Origin of the sequence: Aromatoleum toluclasticum ATCC 700605 (assembly GCF_000378245.1) — a bacterium.
Lineage (GTDB): Bacteria > Pseudomonadota > Gammaproteobacteria > Burkholderiales > Rhodocyclaceae > Aromatoleum > Aromatoleum toluclasticum.
On the sequence record NZ_KB899499.1, the window covers coordinates 63,986 to 87,198 of the forward strand.

At 67.1% G+C, this 23,213-nt stretch carries 19 protein-coding genes and 1 tRNA gene; 9 read left to right on the top strand and 11 right to left on the bottom strand.

Going from position 1 to position 23,213, the window contains the following annotated elements; genetic code table 11:
• Window positions 1-6: 6 nt before the first annotated feature.
• The 8 genes from F464_RS0115730 to F464_RS0115765 all read right to left on the bottom strand — a co-directional run bounded on the left by F464_RS0115730 (window position 7) and on the right by F464_RS0115765 (window position 9,658).
• Window positions 7-3,366 (bottom strand): transglutaminase family protein, encoded by a 3,360-nt coding sequence (locus F464_RS0115730; RefSeq protein WP_018990796.1) that lies wholly within the window; start codon window positions 3,364-3,366, stop codon window positions 7-9.
• Between the two features lie 106 nt (window positions 3,367-3,472).
• Window positions 3,473-4,201, bottom strand: coding sequence for a proteasome-type protease (locus F464_RS0115735; RefSeq protein WP_018990797.1), 729 nt, complete (start codon window positions 4,199-4,201; stop codon window positions 3,473-3,475).
• A gap of 69 nt (window positions 4,202-4,270) precedes the next feature.
• Window positions 4,271-5,224, bottom strand: a complete 954-nt coding sequence (locus F464_RS0115740; RefSeq protein WP_018990798.1) for an alpha-E domain-containing protein — start codon at window positions 5,222-5,224, stop codon at window positions 4,271-4,273.
• Between the two features lie 51 nt (window positions 5,225-5,275).
• Entirely contained in the window at window positions 5,276-6,712 is a 1,437-nt protein-coding gene (locus F464_RS0115745) for a circularly permuted type 2 ATP-grasp protein (protein ID WP_026296051.1), read from the bottom strand.
• Between the two features lie 307 nt (window positions 6,713-7,019).
• Window positions 7,020-7,451 (bottom strand): cupin domain-containing protein, encoded by a 432-nt coding sequence (locus tag F464_RS0115750; RefSeq protein ID WP_018990800.1) that lies wholly within the window; start codon window positions 7,449-7,451, stop codon window positions 7,020-7,022.
• Window positions 7,452-7,623: 172 nt separating this feature from the next.
• Window positions 7,624-8,184, bottom strand: coding sequence for a DUF2889 domain-containing protein (locus F464_RS0115755; RefSeq protein WP_018990801.1), 561 nt, complete (start codon window positions 8,182-8,184; stop codon window positions 7,624-7,626).
• Window positions 8,185-8,371: 187 nt separating this feature from the next.
• Window positions 8,372-8,447 (bottom strand) — tRNA-Thr (locus F464_RS0115760).
• A gap of 269 nt (window positions 8,448-8,716) precedes the next feature.
• Window positions 8,717-9,658 (bottom strand): LysR family transcriptional regulator, encoded by a 942-nt coding sequence (locus F464_RS0115765; protein ID WP_018990802.1) that lies wholly within the window; start codon window positions 9,656-9,658, stop codon window positions 8,717-8,719.
• Window positions 9,659-9,836: 178 nt separating this feature from the next.
• Here F464_RS0115765 and F464_RS0115770 point away from each other — a divergent pair, with 178 nt between their 5' ends.
• From F464_RS0115770 to F464_RS0115780, 3 genes are read left to right on the top strand one after another with little or no spacing between them, the layout of a single operon-like run.
• A complete protein-coding gene (locus F464_RS0115770; RefSeq protein WP_026296052.1) occupies window positions 9,837-10,541 on the top strand; it encodes a haloacid dehalogenase type II in 705 nt (234 codons plus the stop codon).
• On the top strand, window positions 10,541-11,317 hold the full coding sequence (locus F464_RS0115775; RefSeq protein WP_018990804.1) for a sulfite exporter TauE/SafE family protein: 777 nt from the start codon (window positions 10,541-10,543) through the stop codon (window positions 11,315-11,317). The genes F464_RS0115770 and F464_RS0115775 overlap by 1 nt, the downstream gene beginning before the upstream one ends.
• A 13-nt stretch (window positions 11,318-11,330) precedes the next feature.
• On the top strand, window positions 11,331-13,508 hold the full coding sequence (locus F464_RS0115780; protein ID WP_018990805.1) for a malate synthase G: 2,178 nt from the start codon (window positions 11,331-11,333) through the stop codon (window positions 13,506-13,508).
• A gap of 90 nt (window positions 13,509-13,598) precedes the next feature.
• On the opposite strand, the gene F464_RS0115785 is transcribed toward F464_RS0115780, so the two are convergent.
• Window positions 13,599-14,024 (bottom strand): acyl-CoA thioesterase, encoded by a 426-nt coding sequence (locus F464_RS0115785; RefSeq protein WP_018990806.1) that lies wholly within the window; start codon window positions 14,022-14,024, stop codon window positions 13,599-13,601.
• A gap of 130 nt (window positions 14,025-14,154) precedes the next feature.
• Between F464_RS0115785 and F464_RS0115790 the strand changes: the two genes are divergently transcribed.
• Window positions 14,155-15,093, top strand: a complete 939-nt coding sequence (locus F464_RS0115790) for a nucleoside recognition domain-containing protein (RefSeq protein WP_018990807.1) — start codon at window positions 14,155-14,157, stop codon at window positions 15,091-15,093.
• A 19-nt stretch (window positions 15,094-15,112) separates the two neighbouring features.
• On the opposite strand, the gene F464_RS0115795 is transcribed toward F464_RS0115790, so the two are convergent.
• Window positions 15,113-17,377, bottom strand: coding sequence for a TonB-dependent receptor plug domain-containing protein (locus tag F464_RS0115795; RefSeq protein WP_232428953.1), 2,265 nt, complete (start codon window positions 17,375-17,377; stop codon window positions 15,113-15,115).
• 230 nt (window positions 17,378-17,607) lie between these two features.
• Between F464_RS0115795 and F464_RS0115800 the strand changes: the two genes are divergently transcribed.
• The 5 genes from F464_RS0115800 to F464_RS0115820 all read left to right on the top strand — a co-directional run bounded on the left by F464_RS0115800 (window position 17,608) and on the right by F464_RS0115820 (window position 22,777).
• Window positions 17,608-17,967: a CidA/LrgA family protein gene (locus tag F464_RS0115800; RefSeq protein WP_018990809.1), complete on the top strand. Its 360-nt coding sequence runs from the start codon at window positions 17,608-17,610 to the stop codon at window positions 17,965-17,967.
• Entirely contained in the window at window positions 17,964-18,695 is a 732-nt protein-coding gene (locus F464_RS0115805) for an LrgB family protein (protein ID WP_018990810.1), read from the top strand. Before F464_RS0115800 ends, F464_RS0115805 begins: the two co-directional genes overlap by 4 nt.
• A gap of 49 nt (window positions 18,696-18,744) precedes the next feature.
• Window positions 18,745-20,370: an MFS transporter gene (locus F464_RS0115810; RefSeq protein WP_018990811.1), complete on the top strand. Its 1,626-nt coding sequence runs from the start codon at window positions 18,745-18,747 to the stop codon at window positions 20,368-20,370.
• 76 nt (window positions 20,371-20,446) lie between these two features.
• Entirely contained in the window at window positions 20,447-22,498 is a 2,052-nt protein-coding gene (gene fusA / locus F464_RS0115815; RefSeq protein WP_018990812.1) for an elongation factor G, read from the top strand.
• A gap of 18 nt (window positions 22,499-22,516) precedes the next feature.
• Window positions 22,517-22,777 (top strand): DUF4212 domain-containing protein, encoded by a 261-nt coding sequence (locus tag F464_RS0115820; protein ID WP_018990813.1) that lies wholly within the window; start codon window positions 22,517-22,519, stop codon window positions 22,775-22,777.
• A gap of 36 nt (window positions 22,778-22,813) precedes the next feature.
• Here the strand turns inward: F464_RS0115820 and F464_RS0115825 are convergent, their stop codons facing one another.
• On the bottom strand, window positions 22,814-23,191 hold the full coding sequence (locus F464_RS0115825; protein ID WP_018990814.1) for a hypothetical protein: 378 nt from the start codon (window positions 23,189-23,191) through the stop codon (window positions 22,814-22,816).
• Window positions 23,192-23,213: the final 22 nt, after the last annotated feature.

The window sequence follows — 23,213 nt, forward strand, 5'->3', positions numbered from 1 at the left end:
TCGGGGTCAGGAGCTGGCCTTGGGAACTCCCCGCAAGTCTAGCGTGAAGGGGAACTCCGCGTTGCGTCGCACGGGTTCGATATCCACGGGACGGCTGCCCGGCGTGTGGCCCATGCGGAAGAAACGCGCCAGACGGCGCGATTCGGCTTCGAAGGCGTTCACCGGGAAAGTGTCGTGATGGCGTCCGCCCGGGTGGGCGACGTGGTACTGGGCGCCGCCGAGCGAGCGCTTCATCCAGGTGTCGACGAGGTCGAACACCAGCGGCGCATCGACGCCGATGGTCGGATGCAGGCAGGACGCCGGCTGCCATGCGCGGTAGCGCACGCCGGCGACGGCCTCGCCAACGGTGCCGGTCGCCTGCAAGGGTAGCGCCGTGCCGTTGACCGCCAGCACGTAGCGGTCCGGCGCCATGCCGCTCACCCTGACCTGCAGGCGCTCGAGCGAGGAGTCGACGTGGCGCACGGTGGCGCCGGCGGCCCCCTCCTCGCCCATCACGTGCCAGGGCTCGAGGGCGTGGCGAAGTTCGACCTCGACGCCGCGCACGGCGAAGTCGCCGACCTTGGGAAAGCGGAACTCGAAATGCGGCGCGAACCATTCCTCGCGGATCGGCAGGCCGAAGCCGTTCATCTCGGCGATGACGTCGGCGAAGTCCTGCGCGACGAAGTGCGGCAGCATGTAGCGGTCGTGCAGCTCCGTGCCCCAGCGCACGAGGCGCTCCGGGGCGTAGGGCTGCTGCCAGAAGCGCGCAACGAGCCCGCGCAGCAGGAGCTGCTGGGTAAGCGACATGCGCGCATGCGGGGGCATCTCGAAGGCGCGCAGCTCGAGCAGGCCGTGGCGGCCGGCGGGGCCGTCGGGCGAATACAGCTTGTCGATGCAGAACTCGGCGCGGTGGGTGTTGCCGCTGACGTCGATGAGCAGGTTGCGCAGCAGGCGGTCGACGAGCCAGGGCGGGCACTGCTCGGAGTGTTGTCCACTGAGGCCGATCTGCCGCTCCAGCTCGCGGAAGGCGACCTCGATCTCGTACACCGAATCATTGCGCGCCTCGTCGATGCGCGGCGCCTGCGAAGTCGGACCGATGAAGAGGCCGGAGAAGAGGTAGGACAGCGAGGGGTGGTTGTGCCAGTAGCCGATAAGGCTCCGGAGCAGGTCGGGGCGGCGCAGGAAGGGCGAGTCGGCGGTGGTGGCGCCGCCCAGCACGAAGTGGTTGCCGCCGCCGGTGCCGCTGTGGCGGCCGTCGAGCATGAATTTCTCGGTCGACAGGCGGGACTCGCGCGCCGCGTCGTAGAGGTGGGTGGTGCGCTCGACGAGTTCGTCCCAGCTGGCGGCGGGGTGGATGTTGACCTCGATCACGCCGGGGTCGGGGGTGATGCTGAAGTGCGCGAGACGCGGGTCGGAGGGCGGTTCGTAGCCTTCGAGGATGATCGGCTGGCCGAGCGCCGCGGCAGTGGCCTCGACCGCCGCGACGATGGCGAGGTAGTCGTCGAGCGCGCCGGTGGGCGGCATGAAGATGTACAGGGTGCCTTCGCGCGGTTGCGCGCACATCGCGGTGCGCGTGATCTCCGTGGCGGATTCGTGCTTGCCCGGGACGCGCATGGCCGCGGCTGCCGCGCCCTCGCCCACCCCGGTGCGCGCCGGACGGTCCCACAGCTGGCGGCGCAGTTCGGCGTGCGTGGCGAGCGGCGGGAAGACTTGCGTCGGGTCGGGCTGATGCAGGTAGGGATAATCCCGCTTGCTGATCCAGGGCTGAGAGTCGAGCGGCAGGCGGTAGCCCATCGGTGAGTCGCCCGGGATCAGATAGCAGCGGCCGGAGCGCAGGAACCACGGGCTGCTGACCCACTGCCCGGCGGGGTCACGCGCGATGGGGAGCACGACGCCGACGGCGTTCGGCAGCCCGTGCGAGAACACGCGCAGCAGGCGCTCGCGCTCGAGCGGGTCGTCGAGCCGGGCATCGAAGGGGTCGACGTTGGCCGGCAGGCGGCGCTCGCGCCACAGGTAGTAGAAGACGTCCTCGAAGGCGTCGAACACGTATTTCGGGTCGAGCGCGAGCCGCTCGGCAACACCGGCGAGGAAGCGGTTCGCAGCCGCGGCGTCGGCGCCGGCGGGATTGCGCTCGTCGCCGTACAGCGCGGCGTCGCGCCACATCGGCTCGCCGTCGCGGCGCCAGAAAGCGTTCAACGACCAGCGCGGGAGCTGTTCGCCGGGATACCACTTGCCCTGGCCGAAGTGCATCAGCCCCTGCGCGCCGTATTTCTCGCGCAGGCGGTGGTAGAGGTCGGCGGCGCGCAGGCGCTTCGTCGGCCCCATCGCGGTGGTGTTCCATTCGTCCCCATCGGGATCGTCGACCGCGACGAAGGTCGGCTCGCCGCCCATCGTCAGGCGCACGTCGTGGGCCGCGAGTTCAGCATCGATCGCGTGCCCCAGGGCCTCGATCCTCACCCATTGCTCTTCCGTGTAGGGCTTGGTGACGCGCGGGGCCTCCCGGATGCGCTCGACCTTCATCGCATGGTCGAAATCGCATTCGCATTCCTCGATGACGCCGCTGACCGGCGCGGCCGACGAGGGCTCGGGGCTGCACGCGAGCGGGATGTGGCCTTCGCCGGCGAAGAGGCCGGAGGTCGGATCGAGGCCGATCCAGCCCGCGCCGGGCAGATAGACCTCGCACCACGCATGCAGGTCGGTGAAGTCCGCCTCGGGGCCGCTCGGGCCGTCGAGCGATTTCACGTCGGCGGCGAGCTGGATCAGGTAGCCGGACACGAAGCGCGCCGCGAGCCCCAGATGGCGCAGCAGCTGCACCAGCAGCCAGGCCGAGTCGCGGCACGAGCCGCTGCCCTGCTCGAGCGTTTCCTCGGGCGTCTGCACCCCCGACTCGAGGCGGATCAGGTAGGCGACGTCTTGCTGCAACTGCGCGTTGAGGTCGACGAGGAAGTCGACGGTGCGGCGCTTGTCGCGCGGAATCGCCCCCAGATACGCGGCGAAGCGTTCGCCCAGCCCCGTGCCGACGCTCATGCGGTGCAGGTAGGGCGCGAGCTCGATGCGCTGTTCGGCGTTGTACGCGAGCGGGTATTCCTCGGCCTCGGGTTCGAGGAAGAAGTCGAACGGGTTCAGCACCGCCATCTCGGCAACAAGGTCGACCTCGACGCGGAACTCCCGCGTCTTGTCCGGGAAGACGAGGCGCGCGAGATAGTTGCTCTGCGGATCCTGCTGCCAGTTGATGAAGTGCGTGGCCGGCAGCACCTTCAGCGAATACGACAGGATGCGCGTGCGGCTGTGCGGGCACGGTCGAAGGCGCACGACCTGCGGTTCGAGCCGGACCGGGCGGTCGTACTTGTAATGGGTGACGTGGTTCAGGGCGACGTGGATCGACACGCTGGATCTCCGCGGATTGTCGGGACGTCGCCGGACGAGCCGCCGGCGACGTTCGGGTTTGTGATCTTGTTGTAGATGCCGGGCGGGCCGCAGCGACGCGGCGCGCTCAGAGCCAGTCCGGGTTCGGCAGTTCGGCGAAGGCCTCGCGCAGCCGCTCGCCCCACTGGCTGCGGATCTGTGCGTAGTAGGCGTGGTCCTGGTTGACCGAGATGTGCGACTTGACGGTCAGCGCGTCGCGCTCGATGACGCACAGATCGAGCGGCAGGCCCACCGACAGGTTCGAGCGGATCGTCGAATCCATCGACACCAGCGCGCACTTGGCGCCATCGGCAAGCGTGGAGCCGTAACGCAGCACGCGGTCGATGATCGGCTTGCCGTACTTCGATTCGCCGATCTGGATGTAGGGGGTGTCCTCGGTGGCTTCGATGAAGTTGCCCGCGGCATAGACGTTGAAGAGCCGCGGCGCCTCGCCGAAGATCTGGCCGCCGACGATCAGCGAGGCGTTGAACTCGACACCGAACTCGTGCAGCGCGTCGGCATCGCGCCGGTGCACCTCGCGCACGACGTCGCCGACGTGGCGCGCCACCTCGAACATGTTGGGCGCGTTGAAGAGGTTGGCCGAATCGGTGAGCGCAAGCCGCTCGCTGATGATGTTCACGACCGACTGGCTCACCGACAGGTTGCCGGACGTGCACATCACGACCACACGCTCGCCCGTCCGCTGCCAGACGCGCATCTTGCGGAACGTGTTGATGTGGTCGACGCCCGCGTTGGTGCGCGAGTCGGACAGGAACACCAGCCCCTTTTCGAGGCGCATCGCGACACAGTAGGTCATGGCATTTGCTCGCTTGGTGCCGCGGCCGGAGGTGGCCCGCCGCGGCGGCTCACACGCTTCCCGCCCGGCTCAGGCGCCGACGAGGAAGTCCTCGCTGATGCGCACGCTCAGGTCACCGATCGAGTCGATGAAATCGTCCAGCCACGCGTGCAGCCCGCGCTCGAAGATGGCGTCCATGCGGCCGTAGCGCAGCGTCGCGTACAGCTGGCCGGCGCGGCGCACGGTCTCGTCGGAGCGGCTGTTGCGCACCTTGTCCAGGATCTCGACCACCCCTTCCATGCACGAATGCAGCGCACGCGGCAGATCCTCGCGCAGGATCAGCAGTTCGGCGACGCGCTCGGGCGTGATCACGTCGCGATAAACCTTGCGATACACCTCGAAGGCCGACACCGAGCGCAGCAGCGCGCCCCAGTGGTAGTAATCGTTGGCGTCGACGAGGTCGTCTCCCTGGCTCTGCTGCGCACCGGGGAGGCCGTGATACTTCACGTCGAGGATGCGCGCGGTGTTGTCGGCGCGCTCGAGCAGGGCCCCCAGCCGGATGAACTGGAAGGCCTCGTCGCGCAGCATCGTGCCGAACATCGCCCCGCGCAGCAGCGAAGCGCGCTGCTTCACCCAGTCGAAGAAGGCCGCGATTCCGCCCGAATGGATCTCGGCGAAGCTCTGGTCGCGCAGCTGCAGCCAGGTCTCGTTGATCGTCTCCCACATCTCCGCGGTGAGCGTGCCGCGCACCGCATGGGCGTTCTCGCGCGCCGCACGCAGGCAGCTGTAGATCGACGATGGGTGCGTCTCGTCGCGCACCATGAAGTGCAGCACTTTCGTCGCGGTGGCCTCGTCGTGCCGCTTCGCGTAGGCGTATTCGAGGCTGTTCAGCGCGATGATCGCGTTCCAACTGCTGCGCTCGGTCTCCGCGTCGTGCGGCACGAGCGACATCTGATAATTGACGTCCAGCAGGCGCGCGAGATTTTCCGCGCGTTCGGAATAGCGGGCCATCCAGTAGAGGTGATCGGCGGTACGGCTCAGCATGATCGGGGCTCCGGCGCGGCGGTCGTGGTCGGGGGGCGAAGACGGCAGGACTCAGCGCTGCGGTTCGGCATGGCCGTTCTCCAGCACCCAGGTGTCCTTGGTTCCTCCACCCTGCGAGGAATTGACCACCAGCGAGCCCTTGCGCAGCGCCACCCGCGTGAGCCCGCCCGGCACCAGCGAAACCTCCTTGCCCGAGAGCACGAAGGGCCGCAGGTCGATATGGCGCGGCGCGATGCCGCTGTCGACGTAGGTCGGGCAGGTCGACAGCGCCAGCGTCGGCTGCGCGATGTACTTGTCCGGGTGCGCGGCGAGCACCGCGCGGAACTGCTCGATCTCGGCCTTCGTCGCCGCCGGCCCGACCAGCATGCCGTAGCCGCCCGCGCCATGCACCTCCTTCACGACGAGCTCCGGCAGATGGTCCAGCACGTAGCGCAGGTCGTCCTTCTCGCGGCAGCGCCAGGTCGGCACATTGTTGAGGATCGGCTCCTCGCCGAGGTAGAAGCGCACCATCTCGCCGACGTAGGGGTAGATCGACTTGTCGTCCGCGACGCCGGTGCCGATCGCATTGCACAACGTCACGCGCCCGGCGCGGTAAGCCTTCAGCAGGCCCGGCACGCCCAGCATCGAATCCGGCCGGAAGACCTGAGGATCGAGGAAGTCGTCGTCGATGCGGCGATAGATCACGTCCACGCGCTTCGGACCGCAGGTCGTGCGCATGTAGACGGCGTCGTGGTCGATGAACAGGTCGCGGCCTTCGACGAGCTCGACGCCCATCTGCTGGGCGAGGAAGGAATGTTCGAAGTAGGCCGAGTTGAATGCCCCCGGCGTCATCACGACCACCGTCGGATCATCCACGCCGGCCGGCGCCACCGCACGCAGCGTCTCCAGCAGCAGGTCGGGGTAGTGCTCGACCGGCGCGATCTTCTGCTGCGCGAAGAGCTCGGGGAAGAGCCGCATCATCATCTTGCGGTTCTCCAGCATGTAGGACACGCCCGAGGGCACGCGCAGGTTGTCCTCCAGCACGTAGAACTCCCCCGCCCCCGCGCGCACGATGTCCACACCCGCGATATGTGCATAGATGCCGTTGGGCACCTTGAAACCCTTCATCTCCGGGCGGAACTGCGCGTTATCGAGCACCTCATCGGCGGGGATGCGGCCCGCGCGCAGGATGTCCTGGCCGTTGTAGATGTCGCCCAGGAACATGTTCAGCGCCTTCACGCGCTGCTTGAGCCCGGCGCGCAGCGTCTTCCATTCCGCATTGGGAATGATGCGCGGGATGGTGTCGAAGGGGATCAGCCGCTCCGTGCCGGCCTCCTCGCCATACACGGCGAAGGTGATGCCCAGGCGGCGGAACGCGAGGTCCGCCTCGGCCCGCTTGCGCGCCATCACGCCCGGCGGCAGCCCGCGCGCCCAGGTTTCGAACGGACCGTAGTGCGTGCGCGTGCCGGCGTCCGCGTCATGCATTTCGTCGAAAAACAGCGTCGTCATGATGATTCGATCCGGTAGCGATTCATCGGACATCAGCGAAGACCATGCCAGGGTGAAACTCCCCGGACCAGAAGCACAATTGCGCGCGGCTCTCGCCAATTCCGCACGAAATCGCACCGCATTGATGCAGCCCCCGCCCAGTGAATGTGCATTGACATGCACTGCACCGCGATGCGGTCCGCCACATCCCGGGCGCGCCACACCCCGCCCCGCGCCCTCGCTGGCGGGTAGACCTCATCGTAGGAAAGAATTGCGCACCCTGCGCCCTGCACTGCAGCGACGGCACGCGCCCCCGCCCGAAACCGGTTCAGTCGCTGTCCGCACCGGGATCTTCGGCAGGGTCGTAGGGAACGACATTCTCCTGCTCCGCCGGATCGTTGCGTGCGACGATCGCCCGTGCGGGATCGGTGTCGCTAAGGTTGCACGCCTGATGCGGGATGTCCGGCGGGATGAACAGGAACTCCCCCGCGCAGCTCACGACCCGCTCGCGCAGGCCGGGCCCGAAACGCGTCTCGACCCGCCCCTCGAGCACATAGATCGCGGTCTCGTAACCGCGATGCCGATGCGGCGCCGCGACGCCGCCCGGCGGGATGACCACGATGTGCATGGACAGCCCGCGGCTGCCGGCCGTCTCGCCGGAGATCCCGACAAAATACGGGAGACGCTGCCGCGTGAGGATTTCCCGGTCGGGCCGCAGAGCGACCACCGTGCGTGAAGGATCGGACACTGGCGTCGGCATGCTGCATCCCCACCGCAAACGGCACGGCGACGAAACGGCCGCACCCGAATCAGCCTAGACCGCCGATCCGCCCCTGTCGAGACGGCTCAACTTGCCCGCGTAACCTTCATCGGCCCCGCAGCCGGCCTTGGACATGCTGCTCACATTGATCCGCGTGGACGCCGGGCCGGCCTCACTGCTGTGCGAGTTCCGGGTATTCCCCCCGCAGCGGCTCGCCGTCGCGCTTCCACGCGAGGCATTCGCCGACGAAGGCCACCGCGCGCGAATCCGGCCAGCGCCGCGGATCCGGGTCGATGGCGATCTGCCGCGCCACGCGCTCGGGCCACGAAGCCTGCGTGTAGGTGTTGCCGACCTGCGTGATCAGATCGCTCAGATGCACACAGCCCTGTTCGCTGCCGATGCGCTCGCGGATCTGGCGCCCGAAGCCCGGCCCGATCTGCAGCCCGATCAGGCGGCGGTAGGCATCCACCGCCTCCCGACACGCCGTCCAGGGAGTCACCTGCATCGCGGCCCGTACGTCGAGGATCGTGAAATTGTCGTCGATCAGGAAATTGATGCCCATGTGGTGCATGAATTCGCCGGCATGCACCGGCTCGCGGGAACGGAACGGCACATCCTCGCCCTTCTCGTCCACCACCGTCGCCTCGATCTCCCACAGGCCGTCCTTGCGGCGATAGGCGCGGCAAGTGATCTGGCGAGTATGCGTGAGCTCGCGCTCGCAGTCTCCGAACATTTCCTGCCCTTTCCGAATCAGTGACCAAAGTCACCACCGTGATGACGAAAGTTTCAATGATAACGCCCGTCCGGCCCGCGGACCGCCAGCGCGGCCACCGGAGATTCAGGCAGCCCGAGCGGGGGCGCTCGCAAGGGCCGGAAAGCAAAAGGCCAGCCCCGAAGGGCTGGCCTTTTGCCTGAATCAATGGTGCCGTTGAAGTGAATCGAACACTCGACCTACTGATTACGAATCAGTTGCTCTACCAACTGAGCTACAACGGCGAAGAGCCGGGAATATACAGCACGGTTTCGCTTCGTACAAGTACCCTGCACGGCAATCGCATGAAGCCCCGCAAGGCTGCACCAGAGTCCGTGGACGCAGTGAAGTCCGCCCTCGGGAACGGCTTCAGCCGAAAATCGGAGCCAGGGGAAGCCCGGCCGATCATGCGATTGCCCTGAAGTACTCATGCCACATGTACCCCTGCTACGTGTACGCCTGCCGCATGCAGGCTGGCGGGGACGTCGGCTCGGGCAGGCGGCCTGAAAGCCGTTCAGGCAGCGCCACCGGCGATCGACGGCGCGGCGATCGCCGGTGGTGAGGACACCCAGTAGTCCGGGCGGCCATAATGGTTCTTCAGGTGGTCGATGAACAGGCGCACCCGCAGCGCAAGGCGCTTGCGCTGCGGGAACACCGCATAGATCCCCATCGTGGGCGCGGCGAACTCGTCGAGCACCGTCACCAGGCGCCCCGCCCTCAGGTCGGCGTCGACTTCCCACAGCGAACGCCACGCCAGCCCGTCACCGGCCAGCGCGCACTGGTGCAGCACCGCGCCGTCATTGCATTCCAGCCGCCCGCTCACCTTCACCGAGAGCGTCTCGCCCTTCTCTCCACAAAACAGCCAGCCGCGCTGCTGGCCGAGTGACAGGCAGTTGTGCGCGGCGAGATCCTGCGGTGCCGCCGGCGAGCCATGACGCGCCAGATAGGCCGGGCTGGCGACCACCACGCGGCGGTTCTCCGCAAGGCGGATCGACACGAGGCTGGAGTCCGGCAGTTCCCCGATGCGGATCGCGCAATCGATGCTCTCATTCACCAGGTCCACGACGCGGTCGGTGAGGTCCAGCGTGCAGGACACGTCCGCGTTCATCTCCAGGAACTCGCGCAGCAGCGGCGCGACATGCAGCCGCCCGAAGCCGGCCGGCGCAGACACACGGATATGGCCGCTCGCCTTCACGCCCCCCAGGCTCACCGAGGCTTCGGCATTCGCAAGGTCATTCAGGATGCGCTGGCAGTCCTCGAGGAAGGCCGCGCCCTCGAAGGTGAGCGAGATGCTGCGCGTCGTGCGCGTCACGAGCTTGACGCCCAGGCGCTGCTCCAGCGCATCGAGCCTGCGGCCGATCACCGCGGGGGTGACACCTTCCGCCCGGGCTGCTGCCGAGAGACTGCCCTTGATCGCGACACTGACGAAGGTTTCGACCTGTTTAAACGCATCCATTTTATACTTTTAGTAAAAGATCAATTGACCTGACAGAGTATTCAGTCTTATACATGACTTCAATACACTTCATCCTCAACGAAGGGTGGAGGAGACGCTACCCCAACGTCCAGACGTCCACGTGGCCGGCAGCGATGCCGGCCACGCAAGGCGCAACGAACTACACCAGGAACCCCGCATGAAACCTTCCGAGCGCATCCGTGCAGTCGCCTTCGACGCCTATGGCACGCTGTTCGACGTGTACTCCGTCGGCGCGCTCGCGGAACAGCTCTTCCCGGGCAAGGGCGAGGCGCTGACCGCGCTGTGGCGCCTGAAGCAGATCGAATACTCCTTCATCCGCACGCTGTCCGGGCGCTACCGCCCCTTCCTCGAGATCACCGCGGACGGCCTCGTTTATTCGGCGAAGAAGCTCGGGCTGGCGATGACCGATTCGCAGCGCCGCCAGCTGATGAACCAGTATGCCTGCCTGTCGCCCTTCCCGGAGAACCTCGGCGCGCTGAAGGCGCTGCGCGCGCTGGGCCTGCCGATGGCCGTGCTGTCGAACGGCACGCCGCAGATGCTGGACGTGGCGATCAAAAGCGCCGGCATGACCGGGCTGTTCGATCACGTGCTGTCGGTCGACGCCGTGCACCAGTACAAGACTTCCGACGCCGCCTACCAGATGGGGCCCGACGCCTTCGGCGTGCCGGCGAAGGAAATCCTCTTCGTGTCCTCGAACGGCTGGGACGCCGCCGGCGCGACCTGGTTCGGCTACACGACCTTCTGGATCAACCGCGCCCAGCTGCCGACGGAAGAACTCGGCGTCACACCCACCGCAGTCGGCCAGCGCCTGACCGACATCGTCGAATTCGTGCAGGCGCGTTGCGCCCAGGCTGCCCGCTGATGTCCGCGAGCGAAATTCTCATCATCGGACTGGCCGCCGCGATGGCGGGCGCGATGAATTCGGTCGCCGGCGGCGGCACCTTCTTCTCCTTCCCTGCCCTGCTGGCGATCGGTGTGCCGCCCGTGGTCGCTAACGCCAGCAACGCGGTCGCGCTGTGGCCCGCCAGCCTGTCCAGCGCCTGGGCCTACCGCAAGGAACTCGCACGTTTCCGCCAAGGACTCGCCGCACTGTCGCTCGTCGCGCTCGTCGGCGGCATCGCCGGCGGCTTGCTGCTGCTGTCCACCAAGGACGACACCTTCTCCAAGCTGATCCCCTGGCTGCTGCTCGTCGCGACCGTGATGTTCGCCGGCAGCGGACAGATCTCGGCGCTCCTCGCCCGCCTGCGCCTGCGCGCCGAAGAGGGGCCCTCGCACGGCAGCGTCGGCGGCCTGCTGTTCCAGCTCGGCGTGTCGATCTACGGCGGCTTCTTCGGCGCCGGCATGGGCATCGTGATGATCGCCGCGTTGGCCATTCAGGGGCACCGCGACATCCACGACATCAACGCACTGAAGAACTGGCTGTCGGCCATTATCTACAGCGTCGCCGTGGTCACCTTCGTCGCCGCCGGCGCCGTGAGCTGGCCGCACACGCTGGTCATGATCGTCACGGCCGCCATCGGCGGTTACTGGGGGGCGGTCGGTGCCCGCAAGGTCCCGGCCATGTGGCTGAGGCGTTTCATCATCGGGGTAGGCAGCGTCCTCACCATCTACTATTTCTACAAAACCTATCTCATCTGAAGAGCGAGGAACCATGAGCACAAGAATCCAATGCCATCAGCTGCAGGTCGACGCCGAACTGCACCGTTTCATCGAAACTGAAGCCCTGCCCGGCACCGGCATCGACGCCGGCGCATTCTGGAAGGGTTTCAGCGAGCTCGCCAACGAACTGGCGCCGAAGAATCGGGCACTGCTCGCCGAGCGTGATCGCCTGCAGGTCGAACTCGACAACTGGCACCGTGCCCATCCCGGCCCGATCCAGGACATGCCGGCCTACCGCGCCTTCCTCGAGAAAATCGGCTACCTGCAGCCGGTTCCCGCGCCCTTCAAGGTCACGACCGCCAACGTCGATATCGAGATCCGCGAACAATGCGGCCCGCAGCTCGTCGTGCCGATCATGAACGCCCGTTACGCGCTGAACGCCGCGAACGCGCGCTGGGGCAGCCTGTACGATGCCCTCTACGGCACCGACGCGATCCCCTCGGACGGCGGCGCCGAAGCCGGCTCCTCCTACAACCCGGCGCGCGGCGCGCGTGTGATCGCCTTCGCGCGTGACGTGCTGAACCAGGCCGCCCCGCTCGCCCAGGGCGACCACACCAAGGCCGCCGGCTACGCCGTGGAAGGCGGCAAGCTCGTCGTCACGCTGCAGGACGGCACCAGAACCGGCCTCGCCGACGCATCGAAGTTCGCCGGCTTCCAGGGCGACGCTGCCGCACCGAAGGCCGTGCTGGTGAAGAACAACGGCCTGCACCTCGAGATCCAGTTCGACCGCAACCACCCGATCGGCAAGACCGACGCGGCCGGCATCAAGGACGTGCTCGTCGAAGCCGCGATCTCGACCATCATGGATTGCGAGGACTCTGTCGCCGCGGTCGACGCCGAGGACAAGGTCCTCGCCTACCGCAACTGGCTGGGCCTGATCACCTGCACCCTCGTCGAGCGCTTCGAGAAGGGCGGCAAGACGGTCGAGCGCCGGATGAACGCGGACCGCGAATACACCGCGCCCAACGGCGGCACGCTGCGCCTGCACGGCCGCTCGCTGCTCTTCATCCGCAACGTCGGCCACCTGATGACCAACCCGGCCATCCTGCTTGCCGACGGCGCGGAAATCCCCGAAGGCGTCATGGACGGCGTCGTCACGGGCCTGATCTCGCTACGCGACCTGAAACTGAAGAACAACTCGCGCACCGGCAGCATGTACATCGTGAAGCCGAAGATGCACGGCCCGGCCGAAGCCGCCTTCACCGATGAACTCTTCGGCCGTGTCGAGCAGCTGCTGGGCCTGCCCGCCAGCACGATGAAGGTTGGCATCATGGACGAGGAACGCCGCACCTCGGTGAACCTCGCCGGCTGCATCAAGGCCGCCGAATCGCGCGTCGCCTTCATCAACACCGGCTTCCTCGACCGCACCGGCGACGAAATGCACACCGCAATGGAAGCGGGCCCGATGATCCGCAAGGGCGACATGAAGAGCTCCGCGTGGATCCAGGCCTACGAGCGCCAGAACGTGCTGGTCGGCCTCGACTGCGGCCTGCGCGGCAAGGCGCAGATCGGCAAGGGCATGTGGGCGATGCCGGACCTGATGGCCGAGATGCTGAAGCAGAAGATCGGCCACCCGAAGGCCGGCGCCACGACCGCTTGGGTGCCGTCGCCGACCGGCGCAACCCTGCATGCGCTGCATTACCACCAGGTCGACGTCCAGGCCGTGCAGCAGGAGATGGAGAAGATCAGCCTCGCCGCCGAGCGCGACACGCTGCTCAACAACCTGCTGACCGTGCCGGTCGCGGCCACCGCGAACTGGAGCGCCACCGAGATCCAGCAGGAACTCGACAACAACGCCCAGGGCATCCTCGGCTACGTCGTGCGCTGGGTCGACCAGGGCGTGGGCTGCTCCAAGGTGCCGGACATCAACAACATCGGCCTGATGGAAGACCGTGCGACGCTGCGCATCTCCAGCCAGCACATCGCCAACTGGTTGCGCCACGGCGTCACCAACGAGGCGCAGGTCATGGAAACGCTCAAGCGCATGGCAGCCGTCGTCGACCAACAGAACGCCGGCGACCCGCTGTACCAGCCGATGGCTGCCGACTTCGACAAGTCGGTCGCCTTCCAGGCAGCCAAGGACCTGATCTTCAAGGGCTGCGCACAGCCCAGCGGCTACACCGAACCGCTGCTGCACAAGTGGCGCCAGGTGAAGAAGGCGCAGGGCTGAGTCTCGCCTTGCGGGCCGGATCTCGCGTCCGGCCCGCAACTACACGAACGGCACCGCACATGCGGTGCCGTTTTTCTTCAGCCGCCGTGGTCAGCCCTCGGCCGGCAGCATCAGCCCTTCCGCGCGCAGCGCGACATCGGCGGGAAAGGGCTGCGAACGGCGCGTTTCCGGGTTCAGGCACACGGCGGTGAATTCGCATACCGCCGACAGCTCGCCGTTTTCCACGCTCACCAGTTCGTGGCGAAACCGGACGACCTTTTCGCGCATCTCCATCACCCCCGTGCGCACGTACACGGTATCGCCCGGGTATAGCTCCTTCATGTAGCTGACGTTCTGCTGCACCGCCGCCAGCTTGACCTCGCCACTGCGCAGCCGCGACGGCCCCAGCCCGAGCATGCCGTAGAACTGCCAGCAGGCCGCATCGAAGAGATCCAGGTAGGCACGCACGTTGATGTGCCCCATGTGGTCCCGCTGCCACTCGTACACCGTGCCGCGCGCCGTCTCCACCATCGTCATGCCCGTCTCCTCGTTCGCCCTGATTGTTTGAACTCGAACAATAGCCTCCGACGCCGCGCAAGGGCAATCCCCGCATCCCGACCACTCGCTCCGGTAGAATTCGCCGCACTGCACAATCCGGACCACCGACATGGACATCATCACCGACATCATCCTGCGTGCCGGGCGTTCCGCCGTCGAACTCGCCCTGTTCGTGCTCCTGCCGGTAATGGTCGTCATGCTGTCGCTGATGCGCCTGCTCGAGGCGAAGGGCGTGCTCGACCGCCTCGTGCACGTGCTCGCCCCCGCGCTGCGTCCGGCCGGGCTGACGGGACTGGGCGTGTTTGCCGCGCTGCAGATCAATTTCGTCAGCTTCGCCGCGCCGATCGCAACGCTGACGATGATGGAGAGCCGCGGCGCCTCCGACCGCCATCTCGCCGCGACGCTGGCAATGGTGATGGCGATGGCCCAGGCCAACGCGGCCTTTCCGATGATCGCGATGGGGCTCGACTTCGGGCTGACCCTCGCGCTGTCGGTTGTCGGCGGCCTCGTCGCCGCCGCCGTCACCTACCACGGTTTCGCCCGCGGGCTGTCCGCCGTCGAAGGGCAACTCGACGAGACCCTGCATCATCGCGTCGCCGAAGACGCCAAGGGCGTGCTCGACGTCATCAACCGTGCCGGCGCCGAAGCCTTCAAAATCGCCGTGGGCGCGATCCCCATGCTCGTGCTCTCCCTCGTCGCCGTGATGGCCCTGCGCACGAGCGGCGCGGTGGACCTGCTCACGCGAGTCCTCGCCCCGGCCCTGACCGCAGTGTCGATCGACCCGGCGCTGATCCTGCCTACCCTGACCAAATACCTCGCGGGCGGCACGGCCATGATGGGCGTGATGGACGACATGCTGCGGGCGGGGTCCGCCAGCGTCGGCATGCTCAACCGCAGCGCGGGCTTCCTGATCCACCCGTTGGACGTTCCGGGCGTTGCGGTGCTCATCTCGGCCGGCCGGCGCGTCGCGGGGGTGTGGAAGCCGGCCGCACTTGGCGCCGGCGTCGGCATCCTCGCGCGCACGGCGGGACACGCACTGCTCGGCTGACCGCGGCGCGGGCCGCCACTCAGAATTCGAGCGCGATGGCGGCCCAGACGCGGGGACTGATGAACTGTGCCTGCACCTGCGAGGTTCCGTCGGCGTCACGCTCCTTGAACTCGGCCCGACGACCGTCCACCCCCTGCCCCGTCAATGAGACTTCACCGCGCGTCGGGCCGATCCGGAACGGATACGCCACCCGCACGTCCGTGCGGTGGAATGCCTTGACCGCCGTGTTGGGCGTCCACTGGAACCGTCCGTAGCGGAAATGCGCCATCGATAATTCCGCTCCGGCCGGAAGTTTCTGCACCCACCGCAGCATCGTCGCGCGCCGCGGGGCCGAGTTCTCCATGTGGCGTTCCGCCTTCGCCGCATCCTTCTGCCCGAGTGCGGCAAACTCCGCATCGGCCTTGGAGTCGATGACGATGAACGACTGGTTGAGCGTGAAATCCGTCCCATCCAGGGGAGACCAGCGCAGCTGATACTCCGCCCCCCGGATGTCGAGGTCCTGCGCGTTCATGTAGTCGATGTAGTTGCCGCATTCCGGCGGACGCCGGCGCAAGCGACCAAGTCCGCGCACCTCGCAGTCGGGCGGGGAAAGCGCCAGGGAAACAGGCATGATGCGATCCTTGACCTTCTCCTCAAACACACGGACGTCGACAAACACGCCCTGCTCGCGGAAATCGCCGAGATATCCGATTTCCGTGACGTCGATCACCTCCTTGTCGAGGCGCCCGCTTGCGTCACGCTGTATTTCCAGCGGGATCACGCCGAATGGAAGCCGGAACGGCGTCGTGTCGAGCGCACCATAGTGCTCGCGCGACTTCGCCTCGGTCAGCGACGGAATACGGTGAGCGCGCGAAACGCCGGCGCGCAGCGTCTGCCTCGGTGACAGGTGATGGTTCACCGCCAGCCGCGGTGCCAGCGACGTATTCGAGAGCGAATCGTTTTCCCAGGTCATGCCCAGATTGGTCGTCCAGGCATCCGACGGCCGCCATTCGAAGTTACCGAACAGCCGGTGCACGGCTTGCCGCACGGCGTCACCGTCGCGGCCGTAGAATTGCCGGCCTTCAACCGCATCGTAGCGGGCACCAGCGCCCCAGACGAAACGCGTGGTGTCGCTGGGGAGCAGGGTATGCTGGAACTCGAGTTCGTCGCGAATCGTGTCGATGCGCTGATCGATCTCGAGCAGGAAGGGCGTCGGCAATCCGACTGAACCGATGAGCTTGTCGAGATCGGGATCGGACACGGTGTAGTCGTCGCGATAACGCTCGGTCGTATGCGTGTACCGCAAGGAGATCGCGCCGCCGTCGCTGGTGGCATGCTGCCATGCCAGCGATCCGAAGGTCTTTTCTGCTTCGATCCCGCGCGCCGGATTCAGCGTCTCGCCCGCCTCGCCCATGCGCAGACGGAAATCGACGGCTCCCGCCTCCACCTGCAACTCGTCGGCGGCACTCAATGGCATGTCGGCGCGCAGGTTGATGCGCCGGTGCTCGCGCCTGTCGTCGAAGTGCTTGATGTTGTTGTCGCGCAAGGTCTCCGCGGAAACGCGGAGCGATCCTTCGCCGATCCGCGTGCCCACCCGCGCATACCGGTCCTCGACGCCGTCGTTCCCCTGTCCTGCGCGCACACGGACGCCCTGTGTCTCGGCGGCGGAGCGCGTGACGATATTCACGACGCCGAGAAACGCGTTCGAGCCATAGGCCGCGGAATTCGAGCCGCGAATCACCTCGATGCGCTCGATCTCGTCGAGCGATACATCGATCAGGCTCCATGCGACGCCGCCGAAGAACAGCGGGCTGTATTGCGAGCGCCCGTCGATCAGGATCTGCAACCCGCGCGGACTTTCGTCGGTCATGCCGTGGTAGACGGCATTCGGCGCACCGTTGGTCGAGTGTGCGACGAGAAAGCCCGGCACCAGGCGCAGGAGATCCGCGAGATCGCGCGCTCCCGAAGTGCGTATCGTGTCGGCATCGATCACGGTGACCGAGCCCGGCGCGTCGTGCAGGGGCTGCGCGAGGCGCGACACCGACAGGACGACGGGCAGTTCGTCGAAATAGGGATCCTCGACCACCCGGGCCAGCGGACCGATCGACTCCGCGGCCAAAGCCGGCCAGGCGAAGACGGCCGCCAGGGCCGCCGCAGCTTTCCTTACCCCCATCTCCACCCCGTATTGATTCCCGAACCGCAATGACGCGTCGCTGTTGTTTGCTGCAGCGCGATATGGCGGAGACTCTCTCCTCCCGACTGCGTCGAGAGCCCTCGGCACGGCGCTTTCCCGTTCGCGATGCATCGCGAGGCGCCGTATACGTCATTGAACCAGAAATTCTGGCCGCGGCGATGCAACATTTCCGTTGACGGCCACCGAGTATCCCCAAAATGGGACTGTCCGCCTGCCGTCGTCACCGATATGCAGCCCTCCGCCGGCCCCCGCCTGACCGAAGGAAACGCGCACCTTACGCCGACATCGCCGCAGCCACTAGAATGGGCACCCACCCACACCACGGGAACCACCCCAATCCGATGATCGGCGCACTTACCGTTCTGCTTGTGTTCCAGCTCGTCGGCGAGGCACTCGCCCGCGGGCTCGGACTCCCCATACCCGGCCCGGTCATCGGCATGGGACTGATGTTTGCCGCCCTGGTCCTGCGCAGCGGGCCCAGCGCGGAACTGCGCGGCACGGCCACGGGCATCCTGCAGCATCTCTCGCTGCTGTTCATCCCCGCCGGCACCGGCGTCATGCTCCACTTCCAGCGCCTCGCCGACGAATGGCTGCCGCTGACGGTGGCACTTATCGCGAGCACGCTGCTGTCGATCGCGGTTTCTGCGCTGCTCCTCCGCGCACTTTCCCGCCACACGCCGCACGGCGAGGACCCGCAATGAAGCCCGCACTCGGCGAAATCTGGGTCTACCTGTCCACGACGCCGCTGCTCGGCCTGACCCTGACGCTGCTCGCCTATCAGGGTGCGTTGTGGCTCTACCGCCGCGCGAACCACCACCCGCTGCTCAATCCGGTGATGGTCGCCGTGACCGTCCTCGTGCTCGTCCTGACGCTCACCGGCACGCCCTACCAGACCTACTTCGACGGCGCGCAGTTCGTTCACTTCCTGCTCGGCCCGGCAACGGTCGCGCTGGCGATTCCGCTCTACGCGCAGTGGGAACGCCTGAAGGGCATGCTGCTGCCGCTCCTCGTCACGCTCGTCGCCGGCTCCCTGACGGCGGCCCTGTCTGCCGTCGGCATCGCCGCGCTGCTCGGCGCCAGCCGCGAGTCGGTGATGTCGATGGCGCCCAAGAGCGTCACGATGCCGATCGCGATGGGCGTCGCCGAACGCCTCGGCGGCCTGCCCTCGCTCACCGCGGTGCTGGTCATGAGCACGGGGATCCTCGGCGCCGTCGGCGCCCGCTACGTATACCTCCTGCTGCGCATCGAGGACCACGCCGTACGCGGCTTCGCGATCGGCATCGCCTCACACGGCATCGGCACCGCGCGCGCATTCCAGGTCAGCGAACAGGCCGGTGCCTTCGCCGCGCTGGCGATGGGTCTCAACGGCCTGCTGACCGCGGCGATGCTGCCGTGGATCCTGCCCTGGCTCGAGTCGCTCCTGCACTGATGCCGGCCGTGACCCTTCCCTCCCGACTACCTCCCGACGGAACCCGACCTTGATCACCGCCCTGCTTCGCTGGTTCGACCGCAACATCCTCGAACTCGGCCGCGAGATGCGCCTGTCCTACCTCCCGCCACTGATGGTTTATGTCGCGGCGGGCGTCTCCGGCCTCACCGGCATTGTCGGCACCTTCTTCGTCAAGGACTACCTCGGCCTCTCCGCCTCCTTCCTCGCCGCGCTCGGGTTCTGGGCCGGCATCCCGTGGGCCCTCAAGATGCCCATCGGCCATCTGGTCGACCTCCTGTGGCGGCACAAGGCCGGGCTGGTCTACCTCGGCGCTTCGCTCATCGCCGCCAGCCTGATCATCATGATCGGACTGATCGGCAACCCCGCCGCAATGCGCGAGGTGATGTCCGCCGAAGCCTGGTTCGTCCTGTCGACGCTGCTCGCGCCGATCGGCTACGTGATGCAGGACGCCGTCGCCGACGCGATGACGGTCGAAGCCGTGCCGCGCATCGGCGAGGACGGCCGCCCCTTCCCGGACGAGACCGTGCGCCTGATGCACACCACGATGCAGATGCTCGGCCGCGTCGCGATCATCGGCGGCACCGTGCTCGTGTCGCTGGCCAATGTCGCGATGTTCCAGGGCAGCGAAACGCTGCCGGAAGCGGACAAGATCGCGATCTACGTACGCATCTACGAACTCGCGCTGATCATCCCCGTGTTGTCGGTGAGCGGCGTGCTGCTCGCGAGCATCCTCAAGCGCCGCGAGGCCCGGCGCCTCGCCAGCCTCGGCCATGGCGCAGCGGAAATCGACCGCCTCGTCCACGCGCCCGAGCAAACCACCGCCCCCAACTGGTGGATCCTCGGCGGCAGCGCGGTCTTCGTCGCGCTGACACTCGCGGTCGGCCTGTCCGGCCTCGGCTACGGGCAGGAACTGATCTTCGGCGCGTCCTTCACAATCATCGGCGTGATGATCTACCGCCTGGTGCGCGAACTCTCCGACGACGCCCGCCGCACCCTGCTGGGCACCGTGATCGTGATCTTCGTCTTCCGCGCCATGCCGGGCCCCGGCGCCGGCGCGAGCTGGTGGATGATCGACGAGCTGGGCTTCGACCAGAGCTTCCTATCGCGGCTCGATCTCATCACCAGCACCCTCACGCTCGCAGGCCTCTTCCTCTTCCGCCGCTTCATGGCCGAAAAGTCGATCGCACAGATCGTGATCTTCCTGACCGTCGCCAGCACGCTGCTGTCGCTACCCATCGTCGGCATGTTCCACGGCCTGCACGAGTGGACCGCTGCCGCGACGGGCGGGCTCGTCGACGCCCGCTTCATCGCCATCGCCAACACGGCGCTGGAATCGCCCCTCGGACAGGTGTCCATGGTGCCGATGCTCGCGTGGATCGCAAACTCCGCCCCGCCCCACCTCAAGGCCACCTTCTTCGCGGTAATGGCCTCATTCACGAACCTCGCCCTGTCGGCCTCCCAGCTCGGCACCAAGTACCTCAACAGCATCTACACCATCACCCGCGAAGTGCGCGACGCCGCGAGCGCCGCGGTCACCGTGCCCGCGGATTACTCCGAACTCGGACAGCTCCTCGTGACGGTCCTGGTGCTGGGACTCGCGCTGCCGCTGCTGGCGATCGCAGCCACGCGCCTGCTGGGGCTGCGCAGCGCGTGAGCATAGCCGCGAAACCGTTGCACAGCCGTGGCGACAGGGGGAAACTGCTAGGCAAAGGCCACGTGAGGACAAGTCCATGACACCTGCTTCGGTTCACGACATTCGCAACCTCGCCCTGCTCGGCCACGCCGGCTGCGGCAAGACCACCCTGCTCGAAGCCCTGCTCGTCGCCTCGGGCACCATCGGCACCGCCGGCACGATCGAGCGCGGCGATACCGTCAGCGATTTCGATCCCCAGGAAAAGGCGATGGGGCATTCGCTGTCGACCTCGCTCGCGCACCTCGAATGGGCCGGACACTGGGTCAATCTCCTCGACACCCCGGGAACGCCCGACCTCGCCGGCCGCGCCCTTACCGCGCTGCCCGCGGTCGAGACCGCCGCGGTGCTCGTGAGCGCCGCGGCCGGCATCGAAAGCGGCACGCGCCGCATGATGGAGGCCGCGCGCGACAAATGCCGCCTCGTCGTCGTGTCGAAGATCGACGCCGCCACCCCGGCATCGCTCGCCGCGCTGCTCGACGACCTGTGCGCGACCTTCGGACGCGAATGCCTGCCGATCAACCTGCCATCCGCGAGCGGCGACGCGGTGATCGACTGCTTCTTCGCCCCCGACGCAAACCGCGAGCCCGCGTTCTCGTCGGTCTCCGCCGCGCACGACAGCATCGTCGACCAGGTCGTCGAACTCGACGAGGCCCTGATGGCGAGCTACCTCGAACAGGGCGAATCGCTCGATCCCGAGCAGCTCCACGCCCCCTTCGAGCAGGCCTTGCGCGAAGGCCACCTGATCCCGGTATGCTTCGTCTCCGCCCGCACCGGCGCCGGCGTGAAGGAACTGCTCGACATCCTCGGCCGCCTCATGCCCGACCCGACCGAAGGCAACCCGCCCCGCTTCCTCAAGGGCGACGGCGCCGACGCGCAGGAAGTCGAGGTCGCCACCGATCCCGAACGCCATGTCATCGCACACGTGTTCCAGGTCGCCAACGATCCTTACCGCGGCAAGCTGGGCCTGTTCCGCATCCACCAGGGGCGCATCAGCCCCAACACGCAGCTCTACATCGGCGACAGCCGCAAACCCTTCAAGGTATCCCACCTGCTGCGGCTGCAGGGCAAGAACCAGTCAGAGACGCCGCTGGGCGTGCCCGGCGACATCTGCGCGGTCGCGCGCGTCGATGACATCCACCCCGACGCGGTGCTGCACGACTCGCACGACGAGGACAACTACCACCTCGCACCCGCCAGCTACCCGCAGCCGGTGTTCGGCCTCGCGCTGATCCCGCAGAAGCACGGCGACGAACAGAAGCTCGCCGAAGCCCTCGTGCGCCTGCTCGACGAAGACCCGTGCCTCGAAGTCGGCTTCGACCACCAGGCCCGCCAGACCGTCGTGCGCGGACTCGGCGAGCTGCACCTGAAGATCATCCTCGAACAGCTGCGCGCGCGCTGGAACCTGCAGTTCGACACGGCGACGCCGTCCGTCCCCTATCGCGAGACCATCAACGGCACGGCCGAGGCGCGCTACCGGCACAAGAAACAGAGCGGCGGCGCCGGCCAGTTCGGCGAAGTCGCCCTGCGCGTCGAATCGCTGCCAAGAGGCTCGGGCATCGAGCTCGGCAACGAGGTCAAGGGCGGCGCGATCCCGACCAATTTCCTGCCCGCGGTCGAAAAGGGCGTGCGCCAGGCGCTGGCCGAAGGTGCGCTCGCCGGCTTCCCGGTTCAGGACGTCAAGGTCGTACTGGTCGACGGCAAGGCGCACGCAGTCGACTCGAACGAGGTGTCCTTCGTCTCCGCCGGCCGGCATGCGACGCTCGAAGCACTGCTCGGGGCACGGCCTGTCGTGCTGGAACCGCTCGTCAGCGTCACGGTGAAGGTCGCCGACAGCAACTTCGGCGAGGTCAGCGGCGAATTCGCGGGCCGGCGCGGCCACCTCACGACGACCGAAAGCCCGGCGAGCGGCTTCACACTGCTCACCGCCATCCTGCCGCTAGCCGAGATGGAAGGCTTCGAGGCGCGGCTGAAGGCCATCTGCGCCGGTGAGAGCGAGTTCTCGATCACGGCAGCCGGGTACGAGCCCGCCCCTCAGGACGTGCAGCAGCGTCTCGCCAAGTCCTGGACGGGCCACGGCAGCGGCCAGTAAGGCGGACGAGGGAACGCGATGAAACTCACCGAACAGCACCGGGCGTACTGGCGCAGCAATCTGGTGCTGACCTTCTCGCTGCTGTCGGTGTGGTTTCTCGTGAGCTTCGTCGCCGGCTACTACGCCGACGAGCTCAACCGCTTCTCGTTCATGAGCTTCCCGCTCGGCTTCTACATCTTCGCCCAGGGCTCGCAGATCACCTTCGTCATCCTGATCGGGATCTACGTGCTCGCGATGAACCACCTCGACCGCAAGTACCAGATCGGCGAAAAGCGCTGACCCGCGACACGACCCGGCAACACCTGGCGACGCCCCTCAGTCGGCCACGGCTGGGGCCGCATCACCCTTCTTTCGGAGAACGAAAGGGTGGGCATGGCGGCTCAGGATGAAATCGGCAAGGAATTTGCACCAGATGGTGCCACCGGCGAGCGCGCTCCAGGTCTCGTAGGCGAGCGCGCCGGCCAGCACACCGAAGATCACATAGGCGACCACGCCGCCGCCGAGCAGATTGATGACCGCCGCATATGGCGCGAATTTCTGCGGGTTTGCGGGCGGCTGGCCGCGCTTGAGCGCAACGTCGGCGAAATCCCGCCGGACGATGATGCGCCACGCCCGCCGCAGCCAATAGAAGGCGATCGGAAACAGTGCAAGGAAGAGAATCCAGTTGAGGGCGATGCTAACGTCGAAAGCCATATGACGCTCCAGACTCTTGCGG